Origin of the sequence: Litchfieldia salsa (assembly GCF_900104555.1) — a bacterium.
In the GTDB taxonomy this organism is placed as follows: Bacteria; Bacillota; Bacilli; order Bacillales; family Bacillaceae_L; genus Litchfieldia; species Litchfieldia salsa.
In genome coordinates this window covers 585166-607454 of sequence record NZ_FNJU01000002.1, presented here as the reverse complement: position 1 = coordinate 607454, position 22289 = coordinate 585166, and the positions used below count along the sequence as shown (strand labels likewise).

The 22289-nt window shown below is 36.2% G+C and carries 24 protein-coding genes; 19 read left to right on the top strand and 5 right to left on the bottom strand.

What is annotated here, in order from left to right; all coding sequences use genetic code 11:
* Positions 1–117: 117 nt before the first annotated feature.
* Positions 118–747, bottom strand: a complete 630-nt coding sequence (locus BLQ56_RS06740) for a Crp/Fnr family transcriptional regulator (RefSeq protein WP_090851391.1) — start codon at positions 745–747, stop codon at positions 118–120.
* Positions 748–992: 245 nt separating this feature from the next.
* Here BLQ56_RS06740 and modB point away from each other — a divergent pair, with 245 nt between their 5' ends.
* Complete coding sequence (modB, locus tag BLQ56_RS06735) at positions 993–1649, top strand: molybdate ABC transporter permease subunit (protein WP_090851262.1); 657 nt, start codon at positions 993–995, stop codon at positions 1647–1649.
* A gap of 66 nt (positions 1650–1715) precedes the next feature.
* Here the strand turns inward: modB and ric are convergent, their stop codons facing one another.
* Positions 1716–2420 (bottom strand): iron-sulfur cluster repair di-iron protein, encoded by a 705-nt coding sequence (gene ric, locus BLQ56_RS06730; RefSeq protein ID WP_090851259.1) that lies wholly within the window; start codon positions 2418–2420, stop codon positions 1716–1718.
* A gap of 475 nt (positions 2421–2895) precedes the next feature.
* Here ric and BLQ56_RS06725 point away from each other — a divergent pair, with 475 nt between their 5' ends.
* From BLQ56_RS06725 to argF, 12 genes are all read left to right on the top strand, one after another.
* Entirely contained in the window at positions 2896–4164 is a 1269-nt protein-coding gene (locus BLQ56_RS06725; RefSeq protein ID WP_090851256.1) for a molybdopterin molybdotransferase MoeA, read from the top strand.
* Positions 4149–4679 (top strand): molybdopterin-guanine dinucleotide biosynthesis protein B, encoded by a 531-nt coding sequence (gene mobB, locus BLQ56_RS06720; protein ID WP_090851253.1) that lies wholly within the window; start codon positions 4149–4151, stop codon positions 4677–4679. The genes BLQ56_RS06725 and mobB overlap by 16 nt, the downstream gene beginning before the upstream one ends.
* Positions 4672–5142, top strand: a complete 471-nt coding sequence (locus BLQ56_RS06715) for a molybdenum cofactor biosynthesis protein MoaE (RefSeq protein ID WP_090851249.1) — start codon at positions 4672–4674, stop codon at positions 5140–5142. Before mobB ends, BLQ56_RS06715 begins: the two co-directional genes overlap by 8 nt.
* Positions 5139–5372: a molybdopterin converting factor subunit 1 gene (moaD, locus tag BLQ56_RS06710; protein ID WP_090851246.1), complete on the top strand. Its 234-nt coding sequence runs from the start codon at positions 5139–5141 to the stop codon at positions 5370–5372. Before BLQ56_RS06715 ends, moaD begins: the two co-directional genes overlap by 4 nt.
* Before the next feature lie 149 nt (positions 5373–5521).
* Entirely contained in the window at positions 5522–6238 is a 717-nt protein-coding gene (locus tag BLQ56_RS06705) for a YwiC-like family protein (RefSeq protein ID WP_090851243.1), read from the top strand.
* 299 nt (positions 6239–6537) lie between these two features.
* Entirely contained in the window at positions 6538–7578 is a 1041-nt protein-coding gene (argC, locus tag BLQ56_RS06700) for an N-acetyl-gamma-glutamyl-phosphate reductase (protein ID WP_090851240.1), read from the top strand.
* 18 nt (positions 7579–7596) lie between these two features.
* Entirely contained in the window at positions 7597–8829 is a 1233-nt protein-coding gene (argJ, locus tag BLQ56_RS06695; RefSeq protein ID WP_090851237.1) for a bifunctional ornithine acetyltransferase/N-acetylglutamate synthase, read from the top strand.
* A 12-nt stretch (positions 8830–8841) separates the two neighbouring features.
* Positions 8842–9618: an acetylglutamate kinase gene (gene argB / locus BLQ56_RS06690; RefSeq protein ID WP_090851233.1), complete on the top strand. Its 777-nt coding sequence runs from the start codon at positions 8842–8844 to the stop codon at positions 9616–9618.
* Positions 9618–10778, top strand: coding sequence for an acetylornithine transaminase (locus tag BLQ56_RS06685; RefSeq protein WP_090851230.1), 1161 nt, complete (start codon positions 9618–9620; stop codon positions 10776–10778). Before argB ends, BLQ56_RS06685 begins: the two co-directional genes overlap by 1 nt.
* Before the next feature lie 62 nt (positions 10779–10840).
* Positions 10841–11911, top strand: a complete 1071-nt coding sequence (locus tag BLQ56_RS06680; protein WP_090851227.1) for a carbamoyl phosphate synthase small subunit — start codon at positions 10841–10843, stop codon at positions 11909–11911.
* Positions 11904–15041, top strand: coding sequence for a carbamoyl phosphate synthase large subunit (locus tag BLQ56_RS06675; protein WP_090851224.1), 3138 nt, complete (start codon positions 11904–11906; stop codon positions 15039–15041). Before BLQ56_RS06680 ends, BLQ56_RS06675 begins: the two co-directional genes overlap by 8 nt.
* Positions 15041–15997, top strand: coding sequence for an ornithine carbamoyltransferase (gene argF / locus BLQ56_RS06670; RefSeq protein ID WP_090851222.1), 957 nt, complete (start codon positions 15041–15043; stop codon positions 15995–15997). The genes BLQ56_RS06675 and argF overlap by 1 nt, the downstream gene beginning before the upstream one ends.
* Positions 15998–16069: 72 nt before the next feature.
* Here argF and BLQ56_RS06665 read toward each other — a convergent pair whose 3' ends face one another.
* The gene (locus BLQ56_RS06665) at positions 16070–16885 is read right to left on the bottom strand and encodes an undecaprenyl-diphosphate phosphatase (protein WP_090851219.1); all 816 of its coding nucleotides are present in this window, start codon (positions 16883–16885) and stop codon (positions 16070–16072) included.
* Between the two features lie 157 nt (positions 16886–17042).
* Here BLQ56_RS06665 and BLQ56_RS06660 point away from each other — a divergent pair, with 157 nt between their 5' ends.
* Entirely contained in the window at positions 17043–17234 is a 192-nt protein-coding gene (locus BLQ56_RS06660; protein WP_090851217.1) for a YjzC family protein, read from the top strand.
* Positions 17235–17299: 65 nt separating this feature from the next.
* On the opposite strand, the gene BLQ56_RS06655 is transcribed toward BLQ56_RS06660, so the two are convergent.
* Positions 17300–17485 (bottom strand): YjzD family protein, encoded by a 186-nt coding sequence (locus BLQ56_RS06655; protein WP_090851214.1) that lies wholly within the window; start codon positions 17483–17485, stop codon positions 17300–17302.
* A gap of 232 nt (positions 17486–17717) precedes the next feature.
* On the opposite strand from BLQ56_RS06655, the gene BLQ56_RS06650 reads away from it, so the two are divergent.
* The 4 genes from BLQ56_RS06650 to BLQ56_RS06635 all read left to right on the top strand — a co-directional run bounded on the left by BLQ56_RS06650 (position 17718) and on the right by BLQ56_RS06635 (position 20679).
* Complete coding sequence (locus BLQ56_RS06650) at positions 17718–18449, top strand: alpha/beta fold hydrolase (RefSeq protein WP_090851213.1); 732 nt, start codon at positions 17718–17720, stop codon at positions 18447–18449.
* Between the two features lie 85 nt (positions 18450–18534).
* The gene (locus BLQ56_RS06645; protein WP_090851210.1) at positions 18535–19404 is read left to right on the top strand and encodes an NAD-dependent epimerase/dehydratase family protein; all 870 of its coding nucleotides are present in this window, start codon (positions 18535–18537) and stop codon (positions 19402–19404) included.
* 108 nt (positions 19405–19512) lie between these two features.
* Positions 19513–20475: a BMP family ABC transporter substrate-binding protein gene (locus tag BLQ56_RS06640; protein WP_090851208.1), complete on the top strand. Its 963-nt coding sequence runs from the start codon at positions 19513–19515 to the stop codon at positions 20473–20475.
* Positions 20476–20496: 21 nt separating this feature from the next.
* Positions 20497–20679: a ComZ family protein gene (locus BLQ56_RS06635; RefSeq protein WP_090851205.1), complete on the top strand. Its 183-nt coding sequence runs from the start codon at positions 20497–20499 to the stop codon at positions 20677–20679.
* 53 nt (positions 20680–20732) lie between these two features.
* Here the strand turns inward: BLQ56_RS06635 and BLQ56_RS06630 are convergent, their stop codons facing one another.
* Positions 20733–21074, bottom strand: a complete 342-nt coding sequence (locus BLQ56_RS06630) for a hypothetical protein (protein ID WP_090851202.1) — start codon at positions 21072–21074, stop codon at positions 20733–20735.
* 277 nt (positions 21075–21351) lie between these two features.
* Between BLQ56_RS06630 and BLQ56_RS06625 the strand changes: the two genes are divergently transcribed.
* Positions 21352–22284 (top strand): beta-ketoacyl-ACP synthase III, encoded by a 933-nt coding sequence (locus BLQ56_RS06625; protein ID WP_090851199.1) that lies wholly within the window; start codon positions 21352–21354, stop codon positions 22282–22284.
* The last annotated feature ends 5 nt before the right edge of the window (positions 22285–22289 follow it).

The following is a 22289-nucleotide window of genomic DNA, read 5'->3' as shown; positions in this document are numbered from 1 at the left end:
TGTCTAGCTCCAGCGCCTAGCCCCTCGGGGTCATAAGTCAAATCACTACGGAAAACAAGATTTCCTAGGTGATTCGCCTTATGCCTGTCGGGGCTGAACAAGGCGCTTGCGCTTTTCTTATTCAATACTACAAAATACAGCAGGACAACCTTCACAATTGATTTCAGCTCTTATATAATGTAAATCATGAATCGTTATTTTACTTTTATAAATGGAGATAATCCCTTTATTTCTCAACTCATTTAGCATTCGATTTACACTTTCTCGTGTTGTTGCACAGAAATTGGCCAATTCCTGGTTTGTCAGAGTAAGATCAATAAGGATTCCTTTCTCTGTAGGAACACCATAGCTGTTTGTCATACGAACTAAAGTAGAATAGAGAGCCCCTTTTTTTCCGAATAGTACTAGATCCCTGAACTTTGTCTGTGTTTTTCGAAAATGGTCGCTCATCCATTTCATGAACTCAAATGCTAATTTACTATTTTCAAAGAGTTTTCTCTCAAGTTCATCTTTATTGATAACAGCCACTTCACCATCTTCTTCAACATTAGCGTTAAAAATGTATTTTGCATCTTCCGAGAATAAGGTTAATTCTCCAACGATTTCATCTCTTGTACAAATACGTAGGGATAGTTCTCGGCCGTCTGAAGACAATTTACTTATTTTGACACGACCAGAAAGAACAATGTAGAGTTCTCTTGCTGTCATTCCTTCTTGAAATAGAAAGGTTCCTTTTTTTATAGGCATGATATGATCGGCTGACTTTAACAACTCTGTCAATTCAACTGATAAAGTGGATTTTCCTGAATTCAACTGTAACACCCTCTTTTATTAGTGTTTCGTATCTATTTTAGATTTAACGTGAAAACGTCGATTCAGTCAATGTGATGTACCGCACAGTTTTGTGAACAAAACACTATCTATGGGTTGAAAACGTTGGTATTACAATTCCAACTAAATATGTGAACATTTTTTAACAGATCGAGGTAAATATGGAAGAGCTCTTTTGGTCACCTGTAAAATTATCATTTAGTATTGCGTTATTTGCTGGGGTATTTGTTCTTTTCATTGGAGTAGTATTAGCTAAATTAATGAGCGTAAAGCGTTTTAAAGGAAAAATTATTATTGAAACGATACTCATGCTTCCTTTAGTTTTGCCACCTACTGTAGTAGGTTTTTTTCTGATTGTTATCTTTGGTAGAAATAGCCCAATAGGTAGTGCGATTGAATTAATTGTTGGACAGTCTCTCATGTTTACGTGGTGGGCTGCTTTTATCGCATCAACTGTTGTGGCATTTCCTCTCATGTATCAAACAGCAAAAACAGGATTCTTGTCCGTTGATAAAGATGTAGAAGAAGCGGCAAGAGTGGATGGAGCCACAACTATTCAAGTCTTTTGCTTTGTATCAATCCCCCTAGCAATTAAATCAATTACTGCTGGGTTTGTATTAAGTTTTGCAAGGGCATTAGGAGAATTCGGAGCGACTCTCATGTTTGCAGGGATGATTCCTGGAAAGACGCTTACTTTACCGACAGCGATTTATGTAGCAATTGATTCCGGTAATATGGGCTTAGCTTGGACATGGGTGTTACTAACAGTCGCCATTTCATTTCTTATGTTACTTTGCACGTATTTAATTAGAGAATGAGTATTTACACTTACTCATTTCTCTCAATAAAAAAGAAGGGGTCAAATGACACCCTTCTAAGAAAACTTATAGTTCTCGAGCTCGTTTAAATAAAATATTATTTTCTAGGTGGATATGTTGAAATAAGTCTGACTCTAGATTCGCTAATCGTTGATAAACTAAACGGTACGTACCACAAGCTCCAGGTGGTGGTGTAAAATCAGCAGTGATATTGCGTATTTCTTTTATAAGATCACCTGCACCATCATGCTCGTCCTCGAGTTCAGTCACAAGCTTAGTTAGCTCCTCTTTATTATAGTCTGATGGATTATTTTCGAAATTAATAAATAACGGAAATGCGTCAGCTTCTTCTTTAATTGTATGCTGTTCAAGTTCTGTCTTTAATTGATTGTATAGTGAATGGACTTCTGCTAAATGCTGATGCTCAGCACCGTGAACTCGTAGCACCTTTGTAACATATGGACTTAATAATGGTAACTCTTCGTTTAGAAATTTATGGTGTGTATTCACAATATGATCAATAAGCTGTGTAAAGGTTGCTTTTGTCCAATCTGTATCTTGATTATTTAGTGCTTTGGCTTCCTCATATAAACTGTTCAATTTATCAAGCACTTCTTCCTTAGCTAAACTTCTTTCTTCGAGTGCATCGATTAGTGGTCGATTTCCACCACAACAAAAATCAATCTTATATGTTTTAAATAAGTCGCTAGCTTTAGGAAATTCTGTTACAATTTCACCGATAATTGATTGCTCTGTAAATAATTGGCTCATACTATTTCCTCCTTAGTATCACTTTACTCCTCCATAGTACATTTGCTCATTCTTTATTGTTGTGATGTGAATCACAATTGAGAGATTCCATGAAATGTAGATCATTAATGTAACATTTTCGACATTAATTGGGTTTATCAAGAAAGTACGTTAAAATTAAGTTTAAGAAGTGTGACATATATCAATTTCAATTCATAATGAAAACTGTTATAACTAGAATTAAATAAAAATGAATGGCTGTTTTCTCAAAGTTTGTTGTTTTAGACATAAAACAATGAAACAGAACTTTAAGCAGGCTGATACACGTAGACTCCAGCGGGACCTGTGGCCAAAGTGAGACCCCACAGGAGCATTTGCGACGAGGAGGCTCACTGGTCACCCGCCGGACGCGGAGTGTATTCAGACTGCGGCTTTCAAAGCAACAATCTATAAGAAAACAGCCAAAGAATACACACGAGTTAGTGAGGTGTTAAATATGGTAGAAAGGCGTAAGCCAATACCTGTCGAAGATGCAGTTAAAAAAGTCATGAACTTTTCTAGGACAGGCCTTATTGAAGAAGTAGATATCAATCAATGTTATGGTCGTTTTTTAGCTGAGGATTTAATTGCTGATCATGATGTACCTCCGTTTAATCGCTCACCATATGATGGATTTGCCATTCGGTCTATTGATACAAAGGATGCAAATCTTGAACATCAAGTTGAGTTCGAAGTGATCGATGAAATAGGTGCTGGCTTTGTTTCTGATAAAAGAGTAGGTTCCTTCCAAGCTGTAAGAATTATGACAGGTGCACAAATGCCTGTAGATTGTGATGCGGTTGTTATGCTCGAGCTCACAAAGGAATATAAGCGCAATGGATCAACCTTCATGTCAATTAAGCGATCCTTTCAATCTGGTGATAATATCTCTTTTCAAGGTGAAGATACTTCTAAAGGGACGACATTGGTGAAAAAAGGTACATTTATTAATCCTGGTGTAAAGGCTCTCCTTGCAACCTTTGGTTATCACAAGGTAAAGGTTGCAAAAAAACCAGTAGTAGGGATTTACGCGACTGGTACTGAGCTTCTTGATGTAGAAGAAGCCTTAGTTCCTGGTAAGATTCGAAATAGTAATTCCCACATGATTTTTGCCCAAATCGAGAGGGCAGGTGGTATACCAAAGTATCTCGGAAAACTTCCCGACGACTTTGAGTTATGTTATACGTCGATCAAAAAAGCGGTTGAAGAGGTTGATCTATTTCTTACGACAGGTGGGGTTTCTGTAGGTGATTATGATTATCTCCCTGCAATTTACGAGAAGCTTGGTGCAGAAGTATTATTTAATAAAATCGCGATGCGCCCAGGAAGTGTAACAACAGTAGCTCAACTCGGAGGTAAGCTTTTGTTTGGGCTTTCTGGAAATCCCTCTGCCTGTTATGTTGGATTTGAGTTATATGTGAGACCAATCATACGGAAGGCTTTGTTTTCTCCTAATCCACATTTAGTCAAAGTAATTGCAGAACTTGGTGAGGATTTCAAGAAACCTAATCCATTTACACGCTTTGTACGAAGTAGACTAGCTTTCCATGAGGGGAAGGTTATGGTATCTCCGAGTGGTGTTGATAAATCAAATATTGTTTCTTCTATTGCAACAGCCAATGCTTTAATGGTACTTCCAGGCGGAACAAGAGGATACCAAAAAGGAGATATGGTGGATATTTTTTTACTAGAAGAGCAAGAAGGTAGCACATGGTCGTGGGCGTAACTACACCAATACTTCAAGTTGTAGGTTATCAAAATAGTGGTAAAACCACTTTAGTAGAGAAGTTAGTTACCTATTTTACCAACGAGGGTTTGAAAATTGGCACCATGAAGCATCATGGTCATGGAGGCAAGCCGCTTGCGAATGATCACGGGAAGGACACTGATCGACATAGGAAAGCAGGTGCTATTGCGACAGGAATTGAGGGAGATGGCACCTTGCAGCTTCAAGTAATGAAGCAATCCTGGAGTTTAGAAGATCTTTTATCATTTTATCATCTACTTCCTCTTGATTTAATTGTTGTAGAAGGCTACAAAAATGAAGCTTATCCTAAATTAGTGATGATTAGGAAGAAAGATGATCTCGAGCTGCTTACCAAGATTACCAATATCGTGGCGATTATTTCATGGCTTGATTTGGAAGAACTTAAAATTTATGAGCAGCCAATCTTCTCTATACACCAAGATCAGCAATTATTAGAGTGGCTGCGATGTTATGTGAGGGATTACAGTGGATGAAAAACTATTTTTAATAACAAAGGAACCATTAAATATTGAAAAGATTGTCAACAAGGTAGTACGTCCTGAAGCAGGTGCTGTGACCACCTTTATAGGTACTGTAAGGGAATTTACAAAAGGCAAAAGAACTCTTCATTTAGAGTATGATGCATATATTCCTATGGCTGAAAAGCAATTATCGAGAATAGGGAAAGAAATTAGTGAAAAGTGGCCTGATGCAAAAACGGCAATAAGTCATCGTATCGGTAGACTAGATATATCAGATATAGCCGTTATTATTGCTGTGTCAACACCACATCGAAAAGATGCATATAAAGCGAATGAATATGCAATCGAACGCATAAAACAAATCGTTCCAATTTGGAAAAAAGAGCATTGGGAAGACGGAGAAATGTGGATAGGTGACCAACTTGAGACAACACAATATCCAAAAGGGCATCCTGAAAAGGAGGAAGTAGAGTGATTACTGTTTTGCTTTTTGCACACCTACAAGAGGTAGTGGGGAAAGAGAAGATTATATTGGACCATGCACCGACAACAGTGAGAGAACTAAAACATCAGTTACAAACAAGATTCGGATTTGAAAAGTTAGATCAGATGATGTTTGCAATTAATGAGGAGTATGCAGTTGATGAAGATCTAATAAAAGAACATGATACAATTGCAATCATTCCACCAGTAAGTGGAGGATAAAAATAAATTAGATGTAGTTTCAACAAAGCGACCAAGGACACTTGGTCCTTTTTTTGTTTCCTGTTCCATTAATAAGTATGTGAGATGTATCACAACTTCTTCATCCTAATGTTAATATACTAAGGGTATTATAACCTGAGGTGAAAAATATGAAACTATTACTACCCAAACAACATGGTGCGTGGGCAATGTTATTCATTCCTTTTTTATTTGGAGTATTTTTAGGTCAGCCGTCTTGGATCCATGTGCCATTAGTTGTTGGATGGTTTTTTCTGTACCTTGCTACTTACCCATTACTAATGCTGTTAAAAAATAAACAAAGAGAACTATATCAGAAATGGACAGTGATTTATACAATTCCTGTAGTGATATCTTTGAGCTTTGTAATCATTTATAACCCAATGTTCGTTTATTTTGGGTTGCTTATGTTACCATTTTTCTTGGTTAACATCTATTTTGCCAAGACTAAGAACGAGCGAGCCCTCCTTAATGATTTTAGCGCAGTTATTGTCTTTTCTATTGGTGGAATTGCGAGTTATTATGCAGGAACAGGTACATTAGATCAAAGAGCATACATGATTTTTGTCCTTTCGACCTTATTTTTTATAGGTAGTACTTTTTTTATAAAATCAATGATACGAGAAAAAAGAAATCCTGTTTTTAAGTGGGTGTCTTGGGGATTTCATGTTTGTGTAATGATCGGTCTTATTTTAGTATCTCACCCATTATTGCTTATTGCCTATACCCCTAGTTTCATTCGAGCATTTTACTTGTACGGAAAAAATCTATCAATTATGAGGCTTGGAATCTATGAAATTATTAATTCAGTTCTATTTTTCATTTGTATTATATTATTAATAAATTGAAAAAATAAAAAATAATGTAAACCAGTTTAATATAATGCACATACCCTAATGAAGGATGATTTGATGTCATCCTTTTTCTTATGGAATTGAAACCAAGTAAGTGAAAAACGAACAAAATCCTCCAAATATACTTGTTAGAAGTTCTAACAAAAAATATTATAAGAATCTTTTGACTCATTTTATAAAAATACAATTGATTTTATTTTTATGCAGTATTATAATGGAGACTAATTTAAAGGATATCTCTACCAGGAAGTAAATTGAAAAAAGGGAAATATCCATAATTCTAGGAGGAACGAATGAAGGCTGCAATTATAGGTGTAACAGGATATAGCGGAATTGAATTAGTGAGGCTGTTGGATCAGCACCCATATGTGACCATTCAATCCGTTCACTCGTCATCACAAGTAGGAATTTTATTATCAGAAAGCTATCCACATTTAGTTGATCACATTACTTTTGATCTTGATGAAATAAATACGGCAAATATTGCAAAGGAAGTGGATGTTGTTTTTTTAGCCACTCCGTCTGGTATTGCTTCAAAATTAGCTGTGGAGTTACATGATTTACATGTAAAAGTGATTGATTTATCTGGAGACTTTCGCTTGCAAGATCCAGACACTTATGAAACCTGGTATAAAAAGACACCAGCGAGCACTACTTATTTAGAGAAAGCAGTATATGGCTTATCAGAATGGAATAAAGAAAACATTGCAACATCAGATTTTATTTCAAACCCTGGATGTTATCCTACCGCTACCTTATTAGGGTTAGCTCCACTTGTTAGGGAGGGGTTAATTGAAGAATCTTCAATTATTATTGATGCAAAATCAGGTGTTTCTGGTGCAGGAAGAAATGCTTCACTTTCCACACATTATGCAGAGATTAATGAAAATCTAAAAATATATAAAGTAAACCAACATCAACATATACCGGAAATTGAGCAAGTTCTTTCATCTTGGAATGAGAAAGTAAATACAATTACATTTAGTACACATCTAATTCCAATGACAAGAGGAATCATGGCAACCATTTATGCCAATGTGAAAGCTCCAGATTTAACAACGGAAAAAATACTAGATTTATATAATCAATGTTATGAAGATAAACCATTTGTGAGAATCCGTCAGAACGGTGAATTTCCTTCCACAAAAGAAGTGTACGGATCTAACTATTGTGATATTGGACTCACCTATGATGAAAGAACTGGGAGAATAACGATTGTTTCAGTCATTGATAACTTAGTAAAAGGGGCAGCAGGGCAGGCCATACAAAATTTAAACATCATGATGGGAATCGATGAAAGAACTGGATTACATCGAATCCCGGTGTTTCCGTAAGTATAGGGGGAGAAAAAATTGTTCACGACAACAGAGGATATTAAAATCAAAAATCTTAAGAGTGGTTCGATTGTTACACCAAAAGGTTTTAAAACCGCTGGAGTACACGCAGGACTACGTTATGCAAAGAAGGACTTAGGAGTAATCTACTGTGAAGTCCCTGCTAGCTGTGGAGCAGTATATACGCAGAGTCATTTTCAGGCAGCACCACTAAAGGTGACACAACAAAGCATTGCTATGGAACAAAAGCTTCAGGCTTTAATTGTAAATAGTGCGTGTGCGAATGCTTGTACAGGTGAACAAGGAATGCTAGATGCATTTAAAATGCGAGATTTATGTGCAGAACACTTAGGAATAGATAACCATTTAGTGGCTGTTTCATCAACGGGCGTAATTGGGGAACTACTTCAAATGGATAAGATTGCTGAGGGTATTAAACAGTTACAGCCAATTCAAACAAGTGAAGCAGCAGAGGATTTTCAAACTGCGATATTAACAACAGATATTGTTATGAAAAAGGCTTGCTATCAACTTGAGATTGATGGAGTAACAGTTACATTCGGAGGAGCAGCAAAGGGGTCTGGAATGATTCATCCGAATATGGCAACGATGTTGGCGTTTATCACGACAGATGCAAATATTGAGTCAGAACATCTTCAAACAGCGATCGGTGAAATGACAGATATTACATTTAATCAAATTACAGTTGATGGTGAAACATCAACAAATGATACAGTTCTTGTCATGGCAAGTGGTTTTGCAGAAAATAAAACTCTTTCACCAAATCATCCAGAATGGAATAAATTTAAATCAGGTTTACATCTCATTTTTCAAGATTTAGCAAAACAGATTGCAAGAGATGGTGAAGGAGCAACCAAGTTAGTTGAAGTAAAAGTACATGGTGCAACAACAAATAAAGATGCGAATATTATCGCAAAAAAAATCGTAGGTTCTAATCTTGTTAAAACAGCTATTTATGGTACGGATGCAAACTGGGGAAGAATTATTGGAGCGATCGGTCACAGCGATGCTGAGGTGAATCCAGAAACAGTGGATGTTTCAATAGGATCGATTGAAATGTTAAAGGGCAGTCAGCCTGTTGCTTTTTCAGAAGAATTAGCAAAAGAATATTTAAGTCAAGATGAAATCATAATTGAGGTTCATTTACACCTTGGTGAAAGTACTGGGACAGCATGGGGCTGTGACTTGACATATGACTATGTGAAAATAAATGCGAGTTATCGAACTTAGGGGGAATCACATATGAACAATATTATTGTTGTTAAGTGTGGTGGGAGTATTCTAGCGGAATTAACAAATGAATTTTTTGAGAGTATAAAAGAATTACAAAACAAAGGGAATAAAATTGTGATTGTTCATGGTGGTGGACCTGAGATTGAACAAATGCTCACATCACTATCGATAAAAAGCGAATTTGTAAATGGCTTACGTAAAACAACTTCAGAGGTACTTGATACAGTTGAAATGATATTAGCAGGTTCTGTAAACAAAAAGTTAGTATCTATGCTTACTTCTAATAAGTTAAAAGCGATAGGTTTATCCGGTGTGGATGGAGAATTGCTAAAAGCTACACCAATAAATGCGGATACACTTGGTCATGTTGGTGAAGTAAAAGAAGTGAATACTGAACTAATCAAGAATTTGCTAAATCTCGACTATATTCCAGTAATAGCTCCAATTGGTGCACAAGAATCTGGGCAAAAATTAAACATAAATGCAGATACAGCTGCAGCAAGTATAGCGAGTGCCTTAAAAGCAAAGCATTTATTATTTGTTACCGATGTTTCCGGTATCTTAAAGAATGGAAACTTGCTAGAGGAAGTGTCAGAGAAAACGGTTCAAGAGCTAATGTTAGATGGGACCATCTATGGTGGGATGATTCCAAAAGTGAAGGCAGCACTTTCAGCCATGTCTGATGGACTCAATGAAATCATGATTGTTAGTGGCAAAACTTCCTTTGTTACGTTTGAAGGCTCACTTGCTGGAACAAAGCTAATCAAAGAATTGGAGGTTGTTTAATGAATCATTTATTTCCTACTTATAATCGATGGAATATAAAGGTGGCTTCAGCGAAAGGGACTAAAATTATTGATGATCAGGGTAAGGAATACCTAGATTTTGTTTCAGGGATAGCAGTTAATAATCTTGGTAATCGAAATGAAAAGGTACAACAGGCGATTCTTGAACAACTTGATCAATATTGGCATGTCTCAAATCTATATCATCAAGAACCACAGCAAATAGTTGCTAAGATGCTTACTGATTATAGTGATGGTGACTCTGTATTCTTCTGTAATAGTGGAGCTGAGGCTAACGAAGCGGCGATTAAACTTGCAAGAAAATTTACTGGTAAGTCAAAAATTATAACCTTTAAACAATCTTTTCATGGAAGAACTTTTGCAACAATGTCAGCAACCGGTCAAGAGAAGATTCACTCTGGTTTTGGTCCGCTGTTACAAGAATTTTCTTATCTTGATTATAATGATAGCGAAGGTCTTTCAAATGAAATGGACGATACAGTAGCAGCGGTATTACTAGAGGTCATTCAAGGTGAAGGTGGCGTCGTACCAGCAGAGGCTGAATTCCTTAATAAAGTGGAAGAACTATGTAAGCAATACAATGCATTATTCATTATCGATGAAGTTCAAACAGGAATTGGCCGGACAGGAAAACCTTTTGCCTATCAAAATTTTAATCTATCACCTGATATAATTACCCTTGCAAAAGGTCTTGGAAGTGGTTTGCCAATTGGAGCGATGGTAGGGAAATCCTACTTGAAGGAAGCGTTTGGTCCTGGTGTACATGGCTCAACATTTGGGGGAAACCCAATCTCTATTGCAGCCGCAAAAGCAACTTTAGAAATTATCTTTCAAGATGAATTTCTAGATGAGGTTGTTGAAAAAGGTGAATATTTTAAGTCTAGTTTACATGAAGCACTTGCTGGGGTTGAATGTGTTCAGGAAATAAGAGGATCAGGTCTAATGCTAGGGATTAGTTGCCATGTTGATGTTACTGCAATCATAAATAGCTTAAGAGATAAGGGATTACTTGTTTTAAATGCAGGACCGAATGTCATTAGAATGCTACCTCCTTTAACGGTGTCAAAGGAAGAAATCTCACAAGCGATCGAGCTAATTAAAATAGAAATGGCTCATTTCGAAATGTTGAATCCAGTATAAATTTTTTTACATGAGAGTGAATAAAAATACTATAAGACAAATATTTATACGAGGTGGAACCATTGAAAGGTTATCTATTTTTAGAAAATGGCGAGAAATTTGAAGGAGAATTAACAGCTTCATCCAATCAGGAACAGTTTGAAGGTGAAGTTGTATTTTATACTGGAATGACAGGTTATCAAGAGGTATTAACAGATCCCTCTTATAAAAATCAAATCGTTGTATTTACCTATCCCTTAATCGGAAATTATGGAATAAATGAACAGGATTTTGAAAGTAAGAAACCTCATGTTGCAGGTGTTATTGTACTTGAATGTAAAGATGCAACAAATCATTATGAAGCAAAGTACTCTCTGAAGGAATATCTAGATAAGTGGAATGTACCATTATTATCTCATGTTGATACAAGATCAGTTGTAAAGCAAATCCGAAATCATGGTACAATGCAAGGCTACCTTGCACAAACAGAAACAAAAGGTTGCAGTACGATTGAAAAATTCCCTGTGTCTGAAGTTTCAACAAAAACACAAGTTTCATATGGAAGAGGAAATAAACATGTTGTTTTATTAGATTTTGGATGCAAAAAGTCGATTATTGAGTCTTTAGTTGAGAGAGACTGTACGGTTACAGTTGTCCCATATCATACAACGTATGAGAAGATTAAGGAATTGAAACCAGACGGTATTGTTTTATCCAATGGCCCTGGAGATCCTAAACAACTCAATCCCTACCTCCCTACCATTAAAAAGACGATTGAAAAATACCCTACACTGGCTATTTGCCTAGGTCATCAGTTAGTGGCTTTATCGTTCGGGGCAGATACAAAAAAATTAACGTTTGGTCATAGAGGAGCTAATCAGCCTGTTTTTGATACCCTGAAAAATAAGGTATTCATCACATCTCAAAACCATAGCTATGTTGTTGATGAGCTAAGTTTGAAAAAAACAAGCTTAACTGCACGTTTTAAGAATGTTAATGATCAGTCAATCGAAGGGGTTGCTCACAGAACATTACCAATTGTTTCTGTTCAATTTCATCCAGAAGCACACCCAGGACCAAGTGATAGTAGTTGGGTATTCGATGACTTCATAGAAAGTTTGTTAAATGTTAGGAGAGAAAAACAGTATGCCTAAAAACACAACGATACAATCAATTCTAGTTATAGGTTCTGGCCCGATTGTTATCGGTCAGGCTGCTGAGTTTGATTATTCTGGTACCCAAGGTTGTCGTGCATTAAAAGAGGAAGGATATAAGGTTATTTTAGTAAATAACAATCCTGCAACCATCATGACTGATGAAGTGAATGCAGATGTGGTGTATTTTGAGCCATTAACAGTCACTAGCCTAGAAAAGATTATTCAAAAGGAAAAGCCTGATGGATTAATTGGAACCTTAGGTGGTCAAACAGGGTTAACCCTTACATTTCAATTGCATGAAGCAGGAGTATTATCAAAATACAATGTCAAACTGTTAGGTACTCCTATTGATTCCATTAAAAAAGGAGAGGATCGTGAGGAATTCAGACAGCTCATGAACGATCTTGAGGAGCCAGTACCTGAGAGTCAAATTGTTCACACTGTAGATGAGGCACTTCTTTTCGCAGAGGAGGTTGGCTTCCCACTGATTATTCGTCCTGCATATACACTAGGTGGATCGGGTGGAGGGATTGCAGAAACTCTTGATGAATATAAAGATTTTGTTAAAGGTGGATTAGACGAAAGTCCAATTACACAATGCTTGATTGAAAGAAGCATTGCTGGATTTAAAGAAATCGAATATGAAGTCATGCGTGATCAAAATGATACATGTATTACGATTTGTAATATGGAGAATATTGATCCAGTTGGTGTGCATACGGGTGACTCAATTGTTGTTGCGCCTTCTCAAACATTAACAGATGTCGAGTATCAAATGTTAAGGTCAGCATCGATTAAGATCATTTCGGCACTGGGAATCATCGGGGGATGCAACATTCAATTTGCTCTTGATCCTACTAGCAAAAAATATTATCTAATCGAAGTTAATCCACGCGTTAGTCGTTCCTCTGCTTTGGCTTCAAAAGCAACAGGTTATCCAATTGCAAAAATTGCTGCAAAGCTTGCAGTTGGCTATACACTCGATGAAATTATCAATCCTGTTACTGGAGGGACCTATGCTAGCTTTGAGCCTGCTTTAGATTATGTTGTTGTGAAGTTTCCTAGGTTTCCATTCGATAAGTTCCCAGCTGCTGAGCAAACATTAGGAACTCAAATGAAAGCCACTGGAGAAGTAATGGCGATCGACACAAACCTTGAAAGAGCGATACAAAAAGCTGTGTCATCCCTTGAAAGTGATAATGTTGGAATCAGTCTAAAGAAAATAACAATGAAGTCTGATCAGGAACTTTTAGCATTAATGAAAAAAGGATCAGAGAGTCGTTTTTTTGCAATTATTGAATTACTAAGACGAGGGATCGCGACAGATGTGATTCATGAAGAATCTGCGATTGATTTGTTCTTCTTAAATAGTTTTCAATCGATTGTCCAGGTTGAATCTGAACTTAAAGCTAAGAAGTTAGATGAAATAGATGTTGATTTTATGGAAGTAGTAAAAGAAAAAGGATTTACAGACGGTTATATCGCGACTCTGTTAAACGAATCTGAGTTCGATGTTCGTGCGAAAAGAAAAGCTCTTGGTGTTATACCTAGTTACCGAATGGTAGATACATGTGCTGCAGAGTTTCAATCACAAACTCCATATTTCTACTCTAGCTATTTCGGAAAGAGTGAAGTTGAACCTTCTGATAATGAAAAAGTACTTATCATCGGTTCAGGACCAATTCGTATAGGGCAAGGGATTGAATTCGATTATAGTTCTGTTCATGGAATCCTAGCTCTTCAAGAAGAAGGCTATGAAACCATTTTAATTAATAATAATCCAGAAACAGTTAGTACAGATTTTGAAATTGCAGATCGATTGTATTTTGAGCCACTAACTTTAGAAGATGTTCTTAATGTAATTGAGGCAGAAAATGTCTCGAAGGTGTTAGTTCAATACGGTGGTCAGACAGCGATAAATTTAGCAAAGGATTTAGAAAAGGCCGGCTTAACATTACTAGGTATTACAAGTGATGTGATTGATCAGCTTGAAGACCGTGATCGTTTTTACCAACTTCTTGAAGGAATTGAAGTACCACATCTTCCTGGTAAAATTGCGATGAACCAAGAAGAGTTAATAACCATGGCGAAAGAATTAGGATTCCCAATCCTTATAAGACCATCTTATGTTATAGGTGGAAAAGGAATGGTTGTCATGAATGATGAGAGTGAATTAGTCACATTCATGGAGAAACAGATTGAAATTGGATTTCCAATATTAATTGATGCCTATGCGCCAGGGATGGAATTTGAGATTGACTTAATAGCAGATGGAAAGTCTATTCTTATTCCAACAATTGTGGAGCATGTTGAAAAGGCAGGAGTTCATTCAGGTGATAGTCATGCTATCCTACCTGCTGTATCATTAGGGGATCACCATAAGAAGCTAATTGAAGAATATGCCCAGAAGATCACTAATTCGCTTGATTTTGTTGGATTAATGAATATTCAATTTGTTTATCATAATGATAAAATCTTTGTTCTTGAGGTGAACCCAAGAGCAAGTAGAACGGTACCGGTCGTTAGTAAAGTGACAGGCATCCCGATGGTTCAGCTTGCCACAAAATTATTATTAGGTAATTCTTTACAACAGCTCGTTACAAAAACGGGACTACTTGATGATCCTCCCTTTTTTACAGCGAAGTTTCCAGTATTCTCTTCTCACAAGATAGGTGGGGATCCTCTAGTTGGTCCAGAAATGAAATCAACTGGTGAAGGTATCAGTATTGCTGAAACTGTTGAAGAAGCATTTATAAAAGTGTTTCATCAATATTTGGAAGGTAAGCCAGAAGCGACAAGCGTGTACATCGATCAGATTAATTCATTTCCAGAACATCAATTAACGGAAATTGTTTCTAAGCTAAAAGAATTAGGGCTTCAAGCTGTAATGGATGAAGATGCTACTGAATGGTTGAAGAGTGAGAAAACATTAGCATACTTTAATTTAGGACCTACTCAGGAAACAAGTATATACAGAATTCTTGCAAGTAAAAATCGAATTCAAGTATTTACGAATATCGAACTTATTTCAGTCTTCCTACAAGCCCTAACAAATCGTGGATTTTCAGTGCGTTCGATTCAAGAGTGGAAAAATAAGGATTATTTAAAGAAAGAAGTGAATGTATAATGTCTACTTTATATAGCTTAGATAAATTAAATATTAAGGGCAAAGACATGTTAACTTTAGCCGATTATACTCAAGAAGAGATTCTTTCAATTATTGATTTAGCGGTAGAGTTAAAGAAGAAGCACAAAAATGGTGAGGAAACCTCTGACTTAAAGGGGAAGACTCTTGCTATGATTTTCGAGAAGCCTTCGACTCGTACACGTGTTTCTTTTGAAGCAGGAATGATGCAATTAGGTGGGAATGCGATTTACCTAAATAGTAACGATCTGCAAATAGGTCGTGGAGAAACCATTGCAGATACTGCGCAAGTGCTTTCTGAATATGTGGATGCAATTATGATTCGTACCTTTGAGCATGAAAAAATTGAAGAATTAGCTAAATTTGCGTCTATTCCAGTTATAAATGGATTAACTGAGGACTTTCATCCATGCCAGGCTTTAGCAGATTTACTAACAATTTATGAAACAAAGAAAAAATTAAAAGGGTTAAAGCTTGTCTATGTTGGCGATGGAAACAATGTTGCACATTCATTGATGATTGGTGCAGCTAAAGTAGGAATGGATTGTACGATTGCTTGTCCAAAAAATTATGAACCAAAGGAATACATTGTCAAGCTTGCTGAAAAGTTTGCAAAGGAAACGAATGCTACCATTACTATTTGCCATAATCCAGTTGAAGCTGTTAAGGATGCCGATGTTATTTATACTGACGTTTGGGCTAGTATGGGCCAAGAAGAAGAACAACAAGAGCGCATTCAAGCATTCGTTGGGTTTCAAGTTAACGAGGAATTAGTAAGTGGAGCCAAAAAAGATTATAACTTCTTACATTGCTTGCCTGCTCACCGTGGTGAGGAAGTGTCATCAGAAGTGATTGACGGTCCAAACTCATACATTTTCCAACAAGCTGGAAATCGTATGCATGTTCAAAAAGCTTTATTACAAGCAATATTAGCATAAACAAAAAGGGTGCCAGGCACCTTCGGCGGGACATAAACAGTCCCACTGAAGGTGCCTGGCACCTCATTTTTATTAACCAAAGATAATGGCTAGCGTACCAGCGATAAAGCAGTAAAAGGAGAAATACTTTAAGTTTCCACGTGCCATAATGCCCATAAACCATTTTAGTGAATAGTAAGACGCTACTAGTGAACCTAAAAAGGCAACCGTATATGGAATGAAGAGGGCACTAAAATCAGGGTCACTTATGATATCGGAGAAGCTTAGGATCATTCCACCAAAGCTAATCGGGATAAATAACAGGAATGAAAATCGTAATGCTGTCTCTTGTGTCATACCCAAGCCCATTGCAGCCACAATGGTTGCTCCTGATCGGCTGATTCCTGGAATAAGTGCAACTGCTTGTGCTAGACCGATAATAATGGCATCTCTAAGTGTTAGTTGAGAATCATTTTTACGACCCCGCAGATTTCTGATAAACCAAAGCGCTATTCCAGTAATAATTAACGTGACTCCAATAAGTTGAATTCCTTCTTTAAAAATACCGGCAATCACATCATCAAAAAATACCCCAATTATACCTGCTGGTATGGTTGCAATAATTAAGTAGATAATAAAACGAAAATCTGCCTTCGCTTTTTCTTCACGTGTTGTAATATACCTAATTCCATTAAAGGTTAGACGACTTAAGTCATGGCGATATATTAGTAATACTGCCAGCAGTGATGCTGTGTTTACAAATAACTCAAAGCTCATTCCCTCAATTTCAATTCCTAAGAAATGTTGGGCTAGTACTAAATGTCCGCTGGACGAGATTGGGATTGGTTCGGTTAATCCCTGGAATAAACCTAAAAATAGGTATTTCATAATTTCGTATAATTTATCCATGTTTTACATATTCCTCCACTTTTGATTTGCAAACCCCATTTTATTTAACTATATTACTTTCTATGTGTAAAGGACATTCATTATGAAACCAAATTTCTATAATAAATGGCTGTTAAGGGCATAGTAATATTGATTATTTTTTGAAGGAGGGATTATGATGGGACAAAGTCATCAGTTTAGAGCTGGTCAGAAAGCACCTAATAATGGAATTTATATTGAAATTGGTGATACAGGAGATCCTGTTCAGAAGCCAAAGAGAATTAAATTAAAAGCAGGGGATCCATTTCCTGAAAATTCTAATCATGAGCGTAAGTGGTCATATCAGACAAAACCGCGTGATAGCGATTGAGTTTAAGTTTTAATTAAATGAACAAGAGGCTGTCCCAAAAGGGGCAGCCTCTATGTACGTACAGTTTAATGTTCTTCTGTTGTTTCAGGTGTTGGTAATAAAGCTGCTGTTATGAAGATGAAGACAGCTGCAACAATTGCAATGGTCGTTGACAACATAAAATTATATGTTCCGCCCTGCATTGAAGACACTACATATGATACCATTTGTATTAATAAGAATGTCCAGAAAAAAGTCCAGAAATAACGCATACATTTCACCTCAATTTAAACACATTTTCCCAAAATAATAATCTTATTTTACCATACTGTGGATATAATATAAAACATTTTTTATGTAGTTTGAAAATAGGTGCCATTCCTTTTAGTCTGGATTAGTGTCTACTTTACAATCTTTGTAGGCATTTCCCCTTTCAGAATGAAAAATTAAACATACAATATGTTTGTAATTAGCTTTTTTATGAGGAGAGGGAGGAATTTATTTATGCATTCTCGCTTTTTTCAGCTAGATGGAGAGTGGTGCCTGGCTCATATTCCTAAGAAACCAAATGGATTTGCTGTGTTTATCATTGGTGACAAAAATCATTTTGTGGAAGAATCCAGTAGCTTTTGGTTACAAAATTCAGGAAGATACCAGATTATAGAATATCTACTTTCAGAAGGATATACGGTATTTTATTCAAATCTATACGGAAGAAATTGGGGGAGTCCTCCTGCAGTTTCGCTTGCAGTAAGACTTTATCATATTATGATGAAAACAGAGATCTTAAATCATCGAATTCATATCTTGGCAGAAGGAATGGGTGCATTAATTGCATTACAATTAATGAATGAAAATGTAGTTGATGTACGCTCAGTGGCAATGATGAATCCTTGTATAAGCTTAAAAAGGCATTTAGAAGATGAAAAAGAGCATAAATTCTTTTATAAAAGCTTGGTTCAAGAATTACGAAATGCCTATGGAATTAACCACTCTGAAAAAAAGAATCTTAGTGATACACTGCCAAGTATTGAACTATCTTTAGAGAATCCAGTGAAAATCTGGCAAACTACAACTAACTATTCTTTCAACCCTAATAGACATAGCCGCTTTTATGAAGAATATAGACAAGAAAAAAATTCTCCGATTATCCTAACCTATTATCTATCTGATAAACGTTTTAGCATTGGTCAATCAATATGTAAATTTTATAATGAAAATGAAAATGATCTTTGAGCAATCTTATAAGTTAGCATCTTTGGGACTATTATTGCGATTGTGTGCATAACATACAGTAATGATTAGTACTGGAGAGATGTGTATGAAAAAAGCAGTCGTCATCGGAGCTTTAGGATTCGTAGGTTATGGGCTTTGCTGTCGTTTGCTAGATGAGGGAGTTTTAATTGAGGCAATGGATCTTCCTCCATGTGATAACAGCCTAGAAGAAGAAAAAATATTACAGATAGGTCGAAATGCCAATTTTCGATTCATCGACATGAATATAGAAGATAGATACGAACAACTTTCAAGTGATACAGATGTTATATTTTTTTCATTGTTAGATTTAAATGACAATGTGGAAGGATCTGATGCACTTCAAAGGAAAGTAGCAACTGAAGCTGAGTTAGTAAAAGCAATCCAAGCTTGTGGACAATCAGAAAAAAGTAAAATAGTCATTATCTCATCAACTGAACTAAATGAAGAAAGAAAACAGGGAAAAAGTCCAATCGAACAGGTTGTTAAAGATTATGTACAATCGCTACCTGTTCATTATTCTATTATTAGACTTCCCATGATATACGGACCATGGCAACCAAATGATAGATGTTTTCAGAGGGCAATAAATGCGGAAATCAATAATGAGGAATTTGTCATTTGTTCTGGTGATTATTCAAATGACATTTTATATATTGATGATGCAGTTAACGAAATCATTAAGATTGTGAAAGAACCTGAAGTGATAAGGACTGCAACCCTTTCTAGCGGGATGAGTAACCTATGGATTGAGGGGTTAAAGTTAATATTAAAGGGTAAATTTGAAGATTTAGAGACTGAGAGGGTAGAGTTTGATAAACGTAACGAAAACACATCTTCTAAAAATAATGTTCGAGTGGCTAAAACTACCTCGTTATCTGACGGAATAACAAACCAATATGAATATGCAAAATGGTTATCTAATTACAATAAATAATCATTTTGCATTTTTTCTTTTACTTTCGTAAGTGGTCAATGTAAAATATATAATGGGAAAGTGTACATATTTTAGGGATTAATCCTTATGTATAAAGGAGTTGAAAACATGTACAGGCCTTTTTTAGTTATATTCGTTATTATACAATTATTTACTTTAGCAGCTTGTGGTCAATCAAATTCTACTGGGAAATTAGAAAAGGTTGGAATGTTAGTACCGGATACAATCAATGACCAGGTTTGGGGAACAAAAGGTTATAAAGGATTATTGAAGATTCAATCAAAGTTTGAGATTGATATTTTTTATAAAGAAGGAATAAATAATCTGGATGCCACTACGGAGGCAGTTGAAGAATATGTCAGAAATGATGTAAATCTTATATTTGGTCATGGGAATGAATATGCAGAATATTTTAATCAGATTGCTGATGAATATCCTGATGTAAGGTTTATCTCTTTTAATGGAGAAGCGAAAAAAGAGAATACTACTTCCTTAAACTTTGAAGCTCATGCTATGGGCTTTTTTGGTGGTATGGTTGCCGGTGAAATGACAGAAACCCAGAATGTCGGAATATTAGCTGCATATGAATGGCAGCCTGAAGTAAATGGCTTTTTTGAAGGAGCCTCATTTCAAAATGAGTATGTGAATGTCAACATTAAATTTGTTGAAAGCTGGGATGATAGAGAACAGGCATTACTATTGTTGGATGAAATGTTAGAAGATGGTGTAGATGTTGTATACGCAGCTGGTGACGGATATAATGTACCTGTAATTGAAAGGCTAAGAGAAGAAGGGCTTTATGCAATAGGATTTGTATCAGATCAGTCCGATTTAGGCGAAGGTACAGTTCTAACTAGTACAGTTCAGCATGTGGATGTTCTATATGAATTAGTTGCTGATCGGTTCAATAGAGGCGAATTAGATTCGGGTAATTTATTTTTTGATTTTCCAGATGGAGTTATTTCGATGGGAAAGTATAGTTCAAATGTAGGTGAGGGCATACAAAAGGAGATAGAATCTTACATCCAAGAATACTCAGAAAGTGGACTACTTCCTAATCAAACCAACTAAAAACAAGAGGAGTGTTATGAAATGGAACAACAGGAAAAATCAATGCAGTTTATGCAAATAGCAATGAAATACTTACCAGAGGCTAAAGAAATGTTAGATGAACTTGGTGTTGAAATGACAATGGACAAATTACAACCATTTATGTCATTGTTAACAAAGGTAATGAATGATGCTTATGAACTAGGCAAGAATGAGCAGGAATAAGTAAAAAAAGATGCTGTCCCATAAGTGCCTGGCACTTTGGGACAGCATCTTTTTTATTTCCATTTTTTAAAAAAATCTAAAAGAGGTGATAACTCTCTAAAAACAGGCTTCATCCGTTCTACTGTTCCTATAATGTCATCAACCTGCTGCATTAATTGATAGTATTGATTATAATCAATTTGTTGTTGAGTTGAATCTTTATCCAAGTCAGCTGTAGGTTTGTCATCTACAATATCCTGGTGATTTTCACGAAAGCGACCAATTGAATTAGCGCCAAACATCATTCTTGTAAAAGGATCTCCGTAATTAATTGCTTCATCTTTCTCGCTTATCTCGCTTACCTCGCTTACCTCGCTTACCTTGCTTACTTGCTCTTTCTCCTTTTCATTGTCCATAATGAACACCCCCTTGAACTCTATAATTAAAATTTTCTATACCTTTACTTATAATTTATGTAAAATGCACCAAAGTGTAATAGACATGTATCCTTGAGTGGGAAAAATTAAAATTGGTTTTACTAATTTGGTCACGTTAAAATAACTGAATTATTATTAAGTTGAAATCAAATTGTTGCTAACCAAGATAAAATAGATTAAAATTAGTACCAAGTCATAATATTTGATAATAAAATTTATGTTAAAGAAAAATAGATATGTTTAAGGAGATGCGAATATGAAAGCTGGAATCTTAGGAATTGGTCGTTATGTTCCTGAAAAAATAGTGACTAACCATGATTTAGAGAAGGTGATTGATACTTCTGATGAATGGATTCGTACTAGGACTGGGATCGAGGAACGAAGGATTGCATCCGATGACATTAATACATCAGATATGGCGTTCCATGCAAGTATTGAAGCCATTGAAAAGGCTGGCATCAAGCCTGAAGACATTGATTTAATACTAGTAGCAACTGTTACTCCAGATCGACCTTTTCCATCTGTTTCATGTATGATACAAGAAAAGTTGGGTGCATCTAAAGCAGCAGCTATGGATATTAGTGCTGCATGCGCTGGATTTATGTATGGAATTGCAACTGCAAAGCAGTTTATTGAATCTGGTAGTTATAAAAATGTCCTAGTGGTAGGTGTTGAAAAGCTATCTAAGGTTACTGATTGGGAAGATCGAAATACGGCTGTTTTATTCGGTGATGGGGCAGGTGCTGTCATTCTAGGGCCAGTATCAGATGGCAAAGGGATCTTAGCCTTTGAATTAGGAGCCGATGGCACAGGTGGAAAGCATTTATACCAGGATGAGTATATTATAATGAATGGACGGGAAGTATTTAAATTTGCTGTGCGACAAATGGGTGAATCAAGTATCCGTGTACTCGAAAAGGCTGGTTTATCAAAGGAAGATGTGGACTTCTTAATTCCGCATCAAGCAAATATTCGTATTATGGAGGCAGCAAGACAACGTTTAGACCTTCCAGAAGAAAAGATGTCAAAGACCGTACATAAATACGGGAACACTTCTGCTGCGTCGATTCCGCTTTCATTATATGAAGAAGTAGAAGCTGGAAAGATAAATGATAATGATGTAATTGTCATGGTTGGCTTCGGTGGCGGTTTAACATGGGGAGCCATTGCTTTAAGATGGGGTAAATAAACGAA